Here is a 15,599-nt window from a genome sequence, read left to right on the forward strand (position 1 = left end):
TAGCAGGCAAGGTGGGCCGCGGCGTCTAGCAAATCAGACCTGGATGGACGCAGGTTCCTGAACATAAGATGAGATTCGCACCCGGCCGCCTGGACGTCCTTTACTGATTCGATGAATCGACTACTCAAGGAGCAGCTGAACCTGCATGGGATATCTGCACGACGACGCTCCTGACCTATTCATCAGCTACTCCCACGCGGACGACCAAACGTACGACGAGGCGAGGAAGCCTGGGTGGGTAACCTCGCTATCGCGCCTCCTACGCAAGGAGATCGACCGTAAGCTTGGGAAGGTCGGGGCTTGCGACCTCTGGATGGACCATAGGCTGGCCGCGGGGGATGCGGTCGATGCGAGCCTCCATGCCAAGATAAGCGGCAGTGCGACGATGTTGATCGTGCTCTCGGAGGGATATTTACGATCGTCGTGGTGCCAACGCGAGATGGAACTGTTTCTGGAGACGGACGCCAAGCGTCGCCATGGCGAAGCCTCGCGGATCTTCGTCGTAGAGACGGACCGGGTCGAGCGGCCGAAGGCATTGGAGATGGTGCTGAGCCTCCCCTTCTGGTCGGCGCATCCGGACGCTCCGGCAACCACGACTCAGCTGGGCCATCCGCGCCCCAACGAGGACGACCCGGACCACAAGCCGTTCTTCAGTCGGCTCAACAGCCTCACCCACGCCGTCGTCGCAGAACTGAAACGGCTCGATGACTCTAAGTCTTCCGGTCCGGACAAGCCTCAGCTTGGACCTGCCGCCAAGGCAAAGGTCTACCTGGCCCGCTGTACCGACGACGTGGACGACCAGTACTTGGAAGTCCGCGAATACCTGCTCCAGCAAGGGCTCCACGTAGTCCCCCAAGGTGATTATCCCCAGGAAGAGAGCCGTTACATCGAGTCGGCCAGGCGGGATCTCGACGATTCATTGCTGTTCGTCCAATTGCTCGGCCTGCTGCCCGGCCGAAAATTGGCGGGATCGAAGCGAAGGCATGTCGGAGCCCAGCATGAGCTGGCGATCGAATCGGGGCGACAAATCCTCCGCTGGCGAAGTCGTAAACTAGCCCCCGGAAAGGTCGAGGATGCGGAGCAGGCCGCCAGGCTTGCCGAGCCCGATGTTCTAGCCCTGGATTTAGAAGAATTCAAGGCCTTAGTATTGCAGCGGATCGGCGCGATCCTCAACCCGCCGCCCCCGCCTCCGGAGAGGCCAGGCGGCCAGGGATTTCTGAACAAGCTTGTGTTCATCAACGCCGACTCACCAGATCTTGAAATGGCAGAACGGCTGGGCAGACTACTGGAGCAGATGGGCGCTTGGGTATCGCTGCCGTACTCGGGCGACAAGGACCAGGAGTCAAACCCCCGCACCTACATGACCGAACAGCTCGGCGAATGCGATATTTTCCTGATCATCTATGGTGACACAAAGGCGAAGTGGGTCAGCAGCCAGCTGCTTTGGTCGCGGAAGCCCCTTGCCCAACGCGAGGTGCCCGCAGCGCTGGCAGTGATCGAAATGCCGCCAACGCCAAAGGAGCCCTTGAGCCTGCTTGTGCCTCGCCTCAAATTCCTTAAAGGCCAGCCGCTCCCGACCATGGACGAATTGGTCCATTATCTTCGTTCCGTCTAATCGAGGCTTGCGATCGCCCCATGGAAACGTGCGCCCTAGAGGAGATGCGCCGACCGTATCCCGGCCTCCGGCCGTTCCGGCCGGACGAGGCTGACCTATTCTTCGGCCGCGATGAGCAGGTCGACGAATTGCTTGACCGCCTTGGGCGGTCGCGGTTCCTGGCGGTGGTGGGAGAGTCGGGCTGCGGTAAGTCGTCGTTAATCCTCGCGGGGATGGTTCCGGCGTTGGAGACGGGATTTCTCGACTCGGCCGGCTCCGACTGGTTAGTGACTTCGATGCGGCCGGGCTCCGCGCCGATGCGGAACCTGGCGGCCGCCTTGCTTGATTCGGGATTGGCCGCACTCGATCCGATCAGCCCGGGCGAGGATTTCGCGCTCATCGAGGCCGAACTGCGACGCGGTCCCCTCGGGTTCCTTGACGTCTTACGCGAGGGGGGACGCCTCGGCGATGCCAGGCTGTTGCTCGTCGTCGACCAGTTCGAGGAGATCTTCCGCTTCCGCAACGACGAGTTTAGTAGTTCGACGACCGGCGAGAAGGCGGTCGATCCGGACGAGGCCGCCGCATTCGTCTCGCTGCTGCTTCGGACGGTCCACCAACCGGAGGGCCGCGTTTACGTCGTCCTCACAATGCGTTCGGACTTCTTGGGCGATTGCGCTCTTTTCACCGGCCTGCCCGAGATGTTGAACGACAGTCAGTTCCTCACGCCACGGCTCTCATACGATCAGCGCAAAGCAGCGATCGAGGGTCCGGCCCGGGTCGAGGGCGGATGCGTCGCGCCCGATCTGACGAATGCAATTTTAAACGACATGGGCTCAGGGCCCGATCAGCTACCGCTGATGCAGCACGCCATGATGCGCGCCTGGACCGTGGCCAGTTTACGAGAACCTGGTCGACCGACCCTGGTGGGTCTTCAGGATTATATCGAAGTCGGCTGTCTGAACGAGGCATTGTCCCGCCACGCCGACTGGGCGTTCGACCGTCTCGAAGAAACTCAGAAACCGATCGCGGAGCGACTGTTCCGATCCCTAAGCGGGGGCAACGCCGGCAAACGCGACACTCGACGGCCGACCAAGCTGGGAGAGATCGCCGCGATTGCCGACGTCGACCCCGGCTTGGTTGCTGAGGTGGTGGAGGATTTCCGCGGCGGGGACCTTAACTTCCTCACTCCTGCCTACGGCCCCATTGGTCCCGAAACCGTCCTCGACATCGGCCACGAGAGTCTCATCCGTCAGTGGGCGAGACTCAACGTCTGGGCTAAGGAGGAGGCTAAGTCGGCCGAGATTTACCGCCGGCTTGAGCAGACGTCACGGCTCTGGTCCGAGGGCCTTGCTGGACTATGGGGCTATCCCGATCTGGACCAAGCTTTGCTGTGGAGGGAGGCAGTTCGCCCCAACCATGCTTGGGCGCAGCGTTATGGTGGGGATTATCCTAAAGCCATCCAGTTCTTGATTGCGAGCAGCAACGAACGCGATCGTAAACACGCTGAAGAAGAGCAGCGAAAGGCATATGAGGCGGATAGAGATCGTCGTTTGGCCATCGCTGAGGCCGAAAGCAGACGAGCAGAGGCCGAGAGACGGAGAGCTGAGGAGGCAGAGCTTCGCGAGAAGGCGGAGGCGGGGCGCGCCGAGGCGGAGCGTGATCGCGCTGACGTGGTTACAACCTCATCCCGGCGATTGCGGCGTAGGCTATGGGCCTTGCAAATTACGACTATGATGGTTTTGATCGCAGCGGCGTTCGCCTTTTATCAATATTCGGAAGCGACGAAACAGCGGCGGACGGCTGAAGTGCAGAGGCGGATGGCTGAGGTGCAGCGGCAGATGGCTGTAGACAATCTACGGGAGGCTCAGAGTGCGACAGCGTTCGCTGTAACAGAAAAAGAACGCGCTCATGCTCAAGAGCGGATCGCCGAGTCACGACGCCTGGCAGCTCTGTCAGAGTCAGCTCGGACGAGGCGACTGGACCTGGCTTTACTATTGGCGTTGGAAGCTATACGAGGGGAGACGCAAGAAGCTCGTGCCTGTCTACAGCACGCCCTTGACGAACGACCAGGCCTCTCACACTTTGTCCACCTCCCTTTGGGCCGAGTCTCTACTGTGGTGTACGGCCCAGGTGGTTCCCTTGCCGCGGGGTACGCCGGCGGCGGGGGAAAGTCCCCAGGGGGCATGGCGGTGTTCGACGCGGAGGGCCGGCACCTACGCTCGCTCGAGGTGACGGAGGGCGCGGTCCGGAGCGCGGCTTACTACGAGCCGGCCGGCGAGCTCGCCGCCGGATACGGCGGCCTCGACGTCGGGGGCGTGGTGGTGTTCGACGCCAAGGGCCAGCGCCTCCGCTCGCTCGAGGTGAAGGAGGGCGCGGTCCAGAGCTTGGCGTACGGGCCGGCCGGCGAGCTCGCCGCCGGATACGTCGTCGGCGGGCCCGCCACAGGCCACTCCGGGGGCGTGGCGGTGTTCGACGCGAAGGGCCAGCGCCTCCGCTCGCTCGAGGTGAGGGAGGGCGCGGTCCGGAGCTTGGCGTACGGGCCGACGGGCGAACTCGCCGCCGGATACATCACACGCGGCAACGTCGGAGGCGTGGCGGTGTTCGACGCCAAGGGCCAGCGCCTCCGCTCGCTCGAGGTGCGGGAGGGAGCGGTCACCAGCCTGGCTTACTACGAGCCGACCGGCGAACTCGCCGCCGGATACGGCGGCCTCGACGTCGGGGGCGTGGTGGTGTTCGACGCCAAGGGCCAGCGCCTCCGCTCGCTCGAGGTGGCGGAGGGCGCGGTCCAGAGCGTCGCGTACGGGCCGGCCGGCGAGCTCGCCGCCGGATACGGTGCCCTCAGCGTCGGCGGGGTGGCGGTGTTCGACCGCGACGGCCGCCGCGCCCCCTCGCTCGAGGTGAGGGAGGGCGCGGTCCAGAGCGTGGCTTACGGGCCGGCCGGCGAGCTCGCCGCCGGATACAGCGGACTCGGCGTCGGCGGGGTGGCGGTGTTCGACCGCGCCGGCCGCCGTGCCCGCTCGCTCGAGGTGAAGTCGGCCAGGGTCTGGAGCGTGGCGTACGGGCCGGCCGGCGAGCTCGCCGCCGGATACGTCGTCGGCGGGCCCGCCACAGGCTACTCCGGGGGCGTGGCGGTGTTCGACGCGAAGGGCCAGCGCCTCCGCTCGCTCAAGGTGGCGGAGGGCGCGGTCCAGAGCGTGGCTTACGGGCCGGCCGGCGAGCTCGCCGCCGGATACGGCGGACTCGGAGTCGGCGATGCCGGCGGGGTGGCGGTGTTCGACCGCGAAAGCCGCCGCGCCCGCTCGCTCGAGGTGAGGGAGGGCGCGGTCCGGAGCGTGGCTTACGGCCCGACGGGCGAACTCGCCGCCGGATACATCACACGCGGCAACGTCGGAGGGGTGGCGGTGTTCGACCGCGACGGCCGTCGCTCACGCTCGCTCGAGGTGAGGGAGGGCGCGGTCCAGTGCGTGGCTTACGGGCCGGCCGGCGAGCTCGCCGCCGGATACGGCACCCTCAAGGGCGGCGGCGTGGCGGTATTCGACGTGGAAGGGCATCGACGGCTTACATTGGAGCTGGCTGAGGGGGTGGTCGTCAGCGTCGCATGGGGCCCAGGAGGCGGCCTAGCCGCGGGATACGATAACGGCGGGGTGGCAATGTTCGACCCTCAAGGTCGACGCACACGACTCCTTGATGTGAAGGAAGGCGAAGTCGCCAGCGTCGCATACGGGCCGTTTGGTTCACTTGCTGCTGGGTACTTCAGCGACGCAGACCTAGGCGGTGTCATCGTATTCGACGGCAATCCCACCTCCTGGAAGCGAGAGGCGGGTCGGATGGCCAACCGCAACCTCACCCGCGCCGAATGGTCGGAAGCCTTTCCCGACTTCCCGAAGGAGTCGCCGTACAGACGCACGGTCAGCTCGCTGCCCTGGCCCGACGACCTCTCCAAGGAGGAGAGGCTGGCGGCCGAGGCCTGGGAGATAGAGCACCCCGATGGAAACGATGAAGAAGGATGACGCCTCGACCGATTCGGCACCGAGGTTCCCCGGAGACCAACTCATAAGCGGTCTCACGCGGCATCGCGATGGCGGAACGCTGGGTCGACGCCCGAGGATCGAAGGTGATGCAGCATGAACCAGGTCATCGCAAAGACGATGAACGGCGCGGAGGACAGTGCCGTCTTCTCGCCGTCCTTCCACAACCTTCGGCAGTGGCCCCGCCAGGCGAACGTCCGCTCGACCGTCCAGCGGATAGGCAGGAACACCCAGCCTTTCGCCCTCCCGGGGCGGCGGATGACCTCGTCGACCGATGCTGCCGTCATCAGTTCGGCCGACAGAAACCTTATGGAATCCGAGACGATGTAGCGCTTGCAGCCGTCCACCTCCTTGGCGTCGTCGTGAGCCAGGTCATTGCTGCTGGAGGTAGTGTGGACCGAATGACTGTCAATGCCTGTCGTGGTTCGGGGCGATATCGCTTCTCCTTCGTCCGCATCTTGCGGCGGTGGGAGTCGATGCGGGCGAGCGTCCCGTTGAACCGTCGCTACCGCTTCGTGTTCCGTTCGCCGCTCCGGTCCTGATCGACGCGCGACGCGGAAGCGGCCACTTGTCAATTCGTGAACCCGCCGTTAGGGACTCGCCCCTTGAGCTACCTGTTCGTCAGCCACAGCAAGCACGACAAGGCCCGGGCGATGGAGGTGCTCGAGCGCCTGACCGCCTGCGGGTATCGGATGTTCCTCGACTCCGAGCCCGAGTTCGGGATCAAGGCGGGGCAGGAGTGGGAGAAGGAGCTGTACCGGCAGCTGAACCAGGCGGGGGCGGTCATCGTCCTCTGCAGCGAGGACGTCCTGACCTCGAAGTGGTGCTTCTTCGAGATCGCCTCGGCCCGCGCCCTCGGCAAGCCCATCTTCCCGGTCGTCGTGGCTCCCTGCGAGGTCCTCGACCTGCTGAAGGACCGCCAGGTGGTCGACCTGACGGCCGAGGGGGGGATCGCGCTCGAGAGACTCCTGACCGGGCTGCGGACCGCGGGGCTGGACCCGAACGACAGCCTCGACTGGGATCCGCGACGGCCCCCGTTTCCCGGGCTGAATTTCTTCGCGGAGGAGGACGCCGGCGTGTTCTTCGGCCGCGACGACGAGGTGCGAGAGGTCCTCGAAGCGCTGGAGGCCATGCGGCGGCGGGGCTCGCCTCGCCTGGCGTTGGTGTTGGGGGCGTCGGGTTCGGGGAAGTCTTCGCTCATGCGGGCGGGAGTGCTCCCGAGACTGCGGAAGGACCCGGCCCGCTGGGTGGTCGTGCCCCCGTTCCGGCCGGGCTCGGATCCGATCGAAGCGTTGGCGCGGCAGCTCGCCGGCTCGTTCCCCGCCGGCCCCGGCCGCCCCGACTGGAAGGACGTACGCGACCGCCTTCGCGCCGCGGCGAGGCTGGACCGGCCGCCCTCGCCCGACCCGCTCGCGGAACTCGCCGCCGACCTGACGCAGGCCCTCGACCGCCGCGAGGCCGCCGTTCTCCTGGCGGTCGACCAAGGCGAGGAGGCGCTCGCGGACGGCGACGGCCCCGCGGCCGAGTTCCTGCGGCTCGTCCGTCGGGCCGCCGAGGCACCGGGGAGCCCCTTGCTGGTCCTATCGACGCTCCGCTCCGACTACCTGGGCGTGTTCCAGAACCACCCCGCGCTCGAGGGGATCAAGTTCGCGAACCTCCCGCTCGGGCCGATGGCGGCCGGGGGCATCCACCGCGTGATCGAGGGCCCCGCTCGCCGCGCCGGGATCGAGATCGACGACGGGCTCGTCGCCGAGATGGCCGCGGACACGCGGACCAACGACGCCCTGCCGCTCCTGGCCTTCACCCTGCGGGCCATGTACGATCGGACCAAGGACCCCCGACGCTTCACGCACGACCTTTACCGCAAAGATCTGAACGGCATTCAGGGCGCCGTGGCGGTGGTGGTCAAGGGGATCAAGGACGCGGTCTCGCTCGCGCCCGGTTCCGCAGCCGAGGCCGACCTCCGCCGGGCCTTCCTGAAGCTGGTCCGCGTTGATGCGGAGGGCGGCTACGTCCGCAAGCCGGCCCGATGGGACGCCTTGCCCAAGGCTGCACGGCCCGTCGTGCAGGTGATGATCGACGCCTATCTCCTCTCCAGCAAAGGCGAAGGCCCCGGGCGGACCGTCGAGGTCGTCCACGAGTCGCTCTTCCGCGTCTGGGACGACCTCGCCCGCTGGCTGGCCGAGAAGCGCGAGCTCCTCCTCTGGCGGCAGATCCTGCAGCCCGAGTTGGCCTCGTGGAAGGCCGGCGGCGAGTCCGCCGAGTTCCTGCTCGGCGGCGGACGCGCGGCCGAAGCCCGCCGGATGCTCGCGGCCGACCGCGACGAGTTCGAGCCCGACGAGGTCCGCTTCGTCGAGGCGAGCGTCGCCGAGGAGGACCGGAAGCTCGAGGAGCGACGACGGCTCTTCCGGCGAGTCCGCCTGGCCGCCATCGTGGCTGGGCTCTTCGCCGTTCTCGCGACCATCGGAGGCGGGATCGCACTCAATCAACGCAACGAAGCCAAGAATCAGCGGACCCTCGCCGAGGAAAAGACCAAGGCCGCTGAGAAGGCAGAGGCGATCGCACGGCGCGAGACGGCACGCGCCCAGGCTGGCGAGCGGATCGCCGAGTCGCGGCGCCTGGCGGCGTTGTCGGAGGCGGTGAGGCCGCAACGCCTGGACCGGGCTCTGCTCCTGGCGCTGGAAGCCATGCGGGTCCCTTTGCGAGATGAAAAGCAAACGCCGATCAAGGACGATACGCCGATCGATACTTCGTGGGCGGCTCGCGGGGACACGCCCGAAGCCAAGTTGTCTCTTGGCCATGCCCTCGACGACCGCCCGTACGTCTCCCGCTTGCACGATATACCTGAAGGGCCCGTCATGGCCGTGGCTTACGGTCCGGACGGAACCCTGGCCGCGGGTTACGGCGACAACCGCGGCTACGGCGGCGGCGGGGTGGCGGTGTTCGACGCGTCGGGGGCCCGCTCCCTCACCCTCGAGGTGAACGAGGGAAGCGTCGAGGCCTTGGCGTACGGCCCGGGCGGGGCCCTGGCCGCCGGGTACCAAAACGGCCTCGACCTCGGCGTCGGCGGCGGGGTGGCGGTGTTCGACGCGTCGGGGGCCCGCTCCCGCACCCTCGTGGTCAAGGAGGGGCGCGTCACGGGCGTGGCGTACGGCCCGGGCGGGGCCCTGGCCGCGAGTTACGACGGCGTCGGCGGGGGGGTGGCGGTGTTCGACGCGTCGGGGGCCCGCTCCCTCACCCTCGAGGTCAAGGAGGAGCGCGTCACGGGCGTGGCGTACGGCCCGGGCGGGGACCTGGCCGCGGGGTACGACGGCGTCGGCGTCGACGTCGGCGGGGGGGTGGCGGTGTTCGACGCGTCGGGGGCCCGCTCCCGCACCCTCGTGGTCAAGGAGGGGATCGTTACGGGCATGGCGTACGGCCCGGGCGGGGCCCTGGCCGCGGGGTCCGACAGCGTCAGCTTCGGCGTCGGCGGCGGGGGGGTGGCGGTGTTCGACGCGTCGGGGGCCCGCTCCCTCACCCTCGAGGTCAAGGAGGGGCGAGTCACGGGCGTGGCGTACGGCCCGGGCGGGGCCCTGGCCGCCGGCTACGACGGCGTCGGCGCCCGCGGGGGGGTGGCGGTGTTCGACGCGTCGGGGGCCCGCTCCCGCACCCTCGTGGTCGAGGAAGGGTCCGTCGAGGGGGTGGCGTACGGCCCGAGCGGGGCCCTGGCCGCCGGCTACGACGGCGGCGGCGGCGGGGTGGCGGTGTTCGACGCGCCAGGGTCCCGGGTCCGCACCCTGGTGCTCGAGGAGGGGCGCGTCAAGAGCGTGGCGTACGGCCCGGGCGGGGCCCTGGCCGCCGGCTACGACGGCGGCGTCGGCGGGGTGGCGGTGTTCGACGCGTCGGGGGCCCGCTCCCGCACCCTCGTGGTCGAGGAAGGGTCCGTCAGGAGCGTGGCGTACGGCCCGGGCGGGGCCCTGGCCGCCGGCTACGACGTGGGCGGCCTCGGCGGCGGGGGGGTGGCGGTGTTCGACGCGTCGGGGGCCCGCTCCCGAACCCTCGTGGTCGAGGAGGGGGCCGTCGAGGGCGTGGCGTACGGCCCGGGCGGGGCCCTGGCCGCCGGCTACGACGGCGTCGTCGGCGGGGTGGCGGTGTTCGACGCGTCGGGGGCCCGCTCCCGCACCCTCGTGGTCGAGGAAGGGTCCGTCAAGAGCGTGGCGTACGGCCCGGGCGGGGCCCTGGCCGCCGGCTACGACGGCGTCGGCGGCGGCGGCGGCGTGGCGGTGTTCGACGCGTCGGGGCCCCGCTCACGCACCCTGGTGGTCGAGGAGGGGATTGTCTGGGGCGTGGCGTACGTCGCGGGCGGGGCCCTGGCCGCCGGCTACGGTGACAACGGCGGCGGGGGGGTGGCGGTGTTCGACGCGAATCCCAAGTCCTGGCTGCGGTCGGCGGGACGTATGGCGAATCGCAACCTCACCCTGAAGGAGTGGGCGGAGTACTTTCCGGATCAGTCCTACCGGCGGACGGTCAGGTCGCTGCCCTGGCCCCCTGACCTCTCGGAGGCAGCGAAAAAGAAAGCGGCGGCCTGGGAGGAATCGCACCCGGAAGACGAGGACGCGGATTGAGCGGCGGGAGGCTCGGGAGGTGGCTACCTGTCGGCGGGCGATGGCGAGGACGCCGAAGAGGGGCCGGTCGAAGGTGATGGCGGTCTCCCGGGCGACGGCGTCGCGGATCCTGGATGCGGCCGGCGACGCGGTTGGGAGAGGTCGACGGGCGGGGGCGGATGCGGGCGGGATCGATGTGGAAGACGGGAGACTTCGCGGTCATCGCGTGGTAGCGGTCGAGGGCCTCGATCCCGCCGAATCGGTCGCCGATCGGTATCACGTCCCTTCACCGCCGGGTCGTGGCCAGCCGAGGTGGCTGGACATCCGATCGAAGCTGACACCTCCCGGTCGGAGCGGTCATCACCGCCCATCTCCCGTCCACGAGTCGTCGATCACGCGGTAGGCGGCCCGTCCCGGCATCTATCGGCATGGGCCGCTGGCGGTCGATCAGGCGACGCAACGCAACGGGGATCTCGCGGCGGGGAGCCGATGTGCCGCTTCGGTTTAAGGCGTCAAAGTTCATCGTTCGCTGCGCTCACAACCACCCAAACCGCCATCGCGCGGTGCATACTCAGTCGAGGTCCTGCGTGGGCGACGCCCGCGGGGCGGACGCCTCCGCATCGTCTGGTCGGCCTTTTCGGCACGATACGCCGGAATGGCTCAGCGGTTGGGTGGACCCGCTCGTCGAAAGCCCCAGCGATCGGAGGCTCAGGGCTTTGAGGCCGTTCCTCCATGTTCGGCGAGGGTCGACGCCGCCGCACGGCCCCCCCGAAGATCTCGGTGGACGTGGTAAGGCGAAGCAACAGGTCCTTGCGGCCATCGGCCGATCCCGCCGCTCCGGGCTCCAGCTGAGGACCGCGATGCAATCGTACTCCTCTGGATCCGCCGTGGCCGGCTCGCACGCGACGCCGATTCATCCCGAGAAACCTCAGGTCGCTCGCGAGCGAGTGCTTGCGTGAGGCCCGAAGTCGTCCCCGAAGCCGTACTCCTCGAACTCCGCCCAATCACGGGCGAAGATCCGGTCGGCGATCAGCTCGATCATGTCCCCGATGTTCGAGGCGATCTCGCGGATCGTTTCATAGCGCGTGTGCTGCCGGGCGGTGATCAGGTCGAGGTCGCCGCTCACGGCCTCTCTGATCCGGGCCGCCTCGGCCTTCCAAAACTCGGCGTACCGGAGCTGGTCGGAGAGGCGGAGGATGTTCGCGTCGTCGCGGCGGTAGACCCGCAGGCGATCCGCGAACTTCTTGGGATCCTTGCCGCAGCTGTACCAGACCTGCAGTAGCTCCCGCATGCAATACTCGGACTTCAGATACTTGTCGCTCAGGATGACGAACAGCCGTCGGTCGTCCTCGGCGAGCCGATCGACGAAACGGGTGAAGCTGTCGCCGGCTTGCAGATTCGTGGTGTCGCGCAGCACGGAGATCCCCCGGGCCTCGGCGCTTTGGCACGCCCGGTCCACGAGCTCGCGGCTCGGATCCTCCCAGGCGTAGGAGACGCCGTAGCTCCTGCCCGGCAAGGGGGCCGGTCGGGGCTGAATGATCGCCGCGTCGCGCCCTTCGCCTTCATGCAAAAAGCTCCCTTCCGCCTTGACGTGAGCATGCGCGACCAGGACGGCGGTGCCCTCGTGATGCACCGACGGCGGCCCTTCGATCTCCCACCCCTCCCCCGCCTCGATCGGCAGGACCTCTTCCAGCCACCGACGCAGCCGGGCGAGCAGTTCGGGCGCCCCGCCGCCTCGGGCCTGGACGAGGAGGCGACCGCCCCATCGATCCGGGCCGGCGTCGGGATGCTGCTCGATCAGGGCGCGACTCTTCGTCAGCCCCTCGTAGAAGCAGACGCCCTCCTTCCAGTAGAGGGCGCTGAGCCCCGCGTCGCGGCCGATCCGGCCGATCAGCCGGCGGATCAGGCCGGGATTCAGGTACGGCAGCCGCACCGTCAGCTCGCCCCCGGGAGGGTGGCCTTCCCACATCCCCTCCAGCTCGAGCCGGACCTCGTCGCGGGCCGGCAGCAGGTCGGGGGCGATGTACTTCGCCTCGATCCCGCGATCGAGGTCGCCCTCGCGATGGACGAAGCAGACCCCGCACGAGGTCATCAGGTCGAGGAACAGCTCCTGCTCCGCCTCGCCGTACTCCCGCCATACGAGCCGACCCAGCAAGCTCCGGGTGAACCGGCCCTGCGCGGCCCGGAGCACGGGGAAGGAGGCGTCGCGGTCGAAGACCGCATAGACGGCCTCCATGGCCCAGGAATGGTCGAGGATGATCCGGCCTCCGAACAGGCCCCGCCTGTAGATGACCACGTCGGACGCGTCGAGGTATTCGAGCAGGGCTTCGTTGTCGCTCACCCCGCCGACCTCGGCGCAGAGGGCGTCGAACTCCGACCGCTCCATCGTCCGCCGCTTCGGCCCGGATCGCCCTTGCTGGATCTCCTCCAGCCGACGCCGCACGGCCAGCCGCCCCTTGCCGATCCGCGCCAGGCCTCGGCGCGAACGCTCCCACTCGACGGCGTGGCGGAGCGCGTCGTCGAGCGACCCGCGGCCCCGATCCGACAGGGCGCTGTAGTGGACCGCCTTGCTCCACGGGAAGGCGTCGAGGATCGCGTCGTCCACCGGGGGCCGGCGCTTCTCGTCCTCGGCCCGCTCGCACTGGTTCTGCACCAGGACGAGCGGCCGGTCCGCACCGCCCGCGTGCCGGACCGACTCCACCCAGTACGGCAGCCGGTGGTTCCGGTACAAGAGCCCTTCGTGCTCGTGGGTCGCCTCCTCTTCCGAGCGGGAAGTCCACACCACCAACAGGGCGGCCCGCGCGCGCAGGAAGAGCCCGTGAGTGCCGTGGTAGAGGTCCTGGCCGCCGAAGTCCCAGAGGTGGATCGTCACGGAGCCTTCCCCCCGGCCGTCCGGGCCGGCCGTCTCGATCGGAGTCGAAGTCACCTCGATCCCGTGGGTGCTCCGGACGCTCGGGTCGTACCCCTCGCCTCGCAGCCGGCGGCAGATCTGCGTCTTGCCGATCCGGCCGTTGCCGAGCACCAGGGCCTTCACGTCGGTCAGCCACTCGCCGCCTTGGTCCAGGTCGCGGAAATGGACCCTCAGACGTTCGAGGCAGTCATCGCCACTTGAAACCGACAAGACCTCGGCGGGGATCTCGCGGAGGTCCGGGGCGCTCAGGGTAAAGCGCGCAAGCCGCGGCAGCATCACGATCTGTCGCTGCAGGATCTCGACCCGCGTGTTCGTGCAGTCCAGGCTCTGGAGCCAGGCGAGGCCGGCCAGCGGCGACAGGTCGGCCACCTGCGTGGACCTGCAGTCCAGGCTCTGGAGCCAGGCGAGGCCGGCCAGCGGCGACAGGTCGGCCACCTGCGTGCCCCCGCAGGCGAGGCTCTGGAGCCAGGCGAGGCCGGCCAGCGGCGACAGGTCGGCCACCTGCGTGCCCCCGCAGGCGAGGCTCTGGAGCGAGGCGAGGCCGGCCAGCGGCGACAGGTCGGCCACCTGCGTGTTCGTGCAGGCGAGGCTCTGGAGCGAGGCGAGGCCGGCCAGCGGCGACAGGTCGGCCACCTGCGTGCTCGTGCAGTCCAGGCTCTGGAGCGAGGCGAGGCCGGCCAGCGGCGACAGGTCGGCCACCTGCGTGCTCGTGCAGTCCAGGCTCTGGAGCGAGGCGAGGCCGGCCAGCGGCGACAGGTCGGCCACCTGCGTGTTCGTGCAGTCCAGGCTCTGGAGCGAGGCGAGGCCGGCCAGCGGCGACAGGTCGGCCACCTGCGTGCCCCCGCAGTCCAGGCTCTGGAGCGAGGCGAGGCCGGCCAGCGGCGACAGGTCGCTCAATCGCGAACCCTCCACGGAGATCTTCCGCAGGCTCGTTAATCGCACGAGGCGTCCCAGGCCGTGCTCGATCCGGTTCGGTTCGATGTCGGTCGTCGCTTCCGCGGCATGGCCGTCGATCGCCCATGTGCGGCCGAGGTGGAGCTCCTCCAGGTGGAGAAGCTCAAAGAGGGCGTCCGGCAGTTCGGTCAGCCCGAGGCGGCCCAGATCGAGCCGACCCGTGCGTTCCGACTTTTCCCGTTCGATCCGCTCCAACGCCAGGGCCAGGCCTTCGAGGTCGCTCATGGGAAATCGATCGCTTCGGGACAAGTGCATGGACCCGGCCGTCGCGGGCCATCATCGAATGAAGAAGGCGTCGAAGCAAGGTCGATCGTCTCTAAGGCATGAGCTTGCATGTCGACCGTCGCGGCGGCGCCCGACGCGGACCATCGCATCGCGTAGGTCCCGAGTTGTGTGCGAAGGGGCGAGTCGTGCCTCGATCGCGATCATTCTTCTGCGGAGACGGGCCGCCGCGGCCTCCATTGGCGACCTCGCGGCCCCGTTTTTCGAGGAGATCGACGGAGCCGAAGTCCATCAGGAGCGCAGCCGTCGCCGCATCGGCGGTCGTGAGCGTCTCAAGATGCGAACGGCCCGACTACCGCGCCGGCCGCAGGGTCGGCACGGCCGAGGGCCGCAAGATCCGTCGGGAAGGCGGATTCGGGGGCGAGCTTCCGATCAACCTCGCCCCGCACCCCCGAGCGCGGACAGGTCGGACGACTGGAACGCCGGCTGCACAGCCGATCGGAGCAGCAGCTAGCCCGCGGGACGGCTCGCGGGTGCCGCCTCGCCGTCCGGCCGTCGATGGATAAAAAACGGGACGCGGCCCCGACGGCGGCCGAAGCCGCCGTCGGGGCTCGCCGCTTGACGTCATCGCCGCCCGGGGCGGAGCCGGATGTTGCCGCAGGCGACTCCGCAGGCCGCGAGGGCCGCCAGGGTCGTCAGCAAGGCGGGGAAGCTCTGGGCCGCGACCCCGACGATCGCGGCGAGGATCAGGCACCCGTTGAAGTAGGCGACGTTCAGCTTGTTGCGCGCGTTCAAGGTCGACGACCTCCCGGTTCGGGCCTCACGTCTGGGGATTTCGATACGGCCCGCCCGCGCCGGCCGGGGCCCGCAGGCCGGCGATCAGGCGGCTCGCCTCGGCAACCGTGAGCGCCTCCGGAGCCGCGACGCCGAACCGACCGCGGATGAGCTCCCCCGCGTCCACGCGCCGCCGGTCGCAGGCGGACCGGAGCGCCTGGAGCTGGGAAGGCGTGGCGGGGCGCCGACGGCGACATACCGATTCGTCGGGACGATCGGCCCCGCCGCCCGGGCTCCCGCCCTCGACGAGGCCGCCGGAAGGCGGGCCGGGGCGCGGCCGCCTCCGTCGCAGCTCGCCCTCGACGACGCGGGCGCAGGCGTCGAACGCGGCGAGGGCCCGCCGTTCGACCGCGCCCGGGTCGGCGTGGTCGCCGGGCTCGGGCAGCTCGAACTCCAGGCCGCAGGTCGCGCCGAGCGACCCGTAGTCCGGCAGGCCGATCTTCTTGCTCAGGCCGACTGTTAGCTTCATGGCG

7 protein-coding genes are annotated in these 15,599 nt (G+C 68.9%); 3 read left to right on the top strand and 4 right to left on the bottom strand.

Translation table 11 applies throughout. The features are described 5' to 3' along the window. Positions 1-145: 145 nt before the first annotated feature. Both G6O68_RS30355 and G6O68_RS30360 read left to right on the top strand, forming a co-directional pair. Positions 146-1,615, top strand: coding sequence for a toll/interleukin-1 receptor domain-containing protein (locus G6O68_RS30355; RefSeq protein ID WP_165253281.1), 1,470 nt, complete (start codon positions 146-148; stop codon positions 1,613-1,615). A 20-nt stretch (positions 1,616-1,635) separates the two neighbouring features. Next, a complete protein-coding gene (locus tag G6O68_RS30360; protein ID WP_165253283.1) occupies positions 1,636-5,604 on the top strand; it encodes an NACHT and WD repeat domain-containing protein in 3,969 nt (1,322 codons plus the stop codon). Between the two features lie 53 nt (positions 5,605-5,657). Here G6O68_RS30360 and G6O68_RS30365 read toward each other — a convergent pair whose 3' ends face one another. After that, positions 5,658-5,969, bottom strand: coding sequence for a transposase (locus G6O68_RS30365; RefSeq protein WP_165253285.1), 312 nt, complete (start codon positions 5,967-5,969; stop codon positions 5,658-5,660). 258 nt (positions 5,970-6,227) lie between these two features. Between G6O68_RS30365 and G6O68_RS30370 the strand changes: the two genes are divergently transcribed. After that, positions 6,228-10,226 (top strand): nSTAND1 domain-containing NTPase, encoded by a 3,999-nt coding sequence (locus G6O68_RS30370; RefSeq protein ID WP_165253287.1) that lies wholly within the window; start codon positions 6,228-6,230, stop codon positions 10,224-10,226. Between the two features lie 907 nt (positions 10,227-11,133). Here the strand turns inward: G6O68_RS30370 and G6O68_RS30375 are convergent. The 3 genes from G6O68_RS30375 to G6O68_RS30385 form a co-directional block, all read right to left on the bottom strand. Beyond that, positions 11,134-14,295, bottom strand: a complete 3,162-nt coding sequence (locus G6O68_RS30375; protein ID WP_165253289.1) for a leucine-rich repeat domain-containing protein — start codon at positions 14,293-14,295, stop codon at positions 11,134-11,136. A 621-nt stretch (positions 14,296-14,916) separates the two neighbouring features. Next, complete coding sequence (locus G6O68_RS30380) at positions 14,917-15,087, bottom strand: hypothetical protein (RefSeq protein WP_165253291.1); 171 nt, start codon at positions 15,085-15,087, stop codon at positions 14,917-14,919. A gap of 25 nt (positions 15,088-15,112) precedes the next feature. Further along, the coding region (locus G6O68_RS30385; RefSeq protein ID WP_206108263.1) for a hypothetical protein at positions 15,113-15,599 on the bottom strand (487 nt) is incomplete at its 5' end.

Source organism: Paludisphaera soli, assembly GCF_011064595.1.
GTDB classification, from domain to species: domain Bacteria; phylum Planctomycetota; class Planctomycetia; order Isosphaerales; family Isosphaeraceae; genus Paludisphaera; species Paludisphaera soli.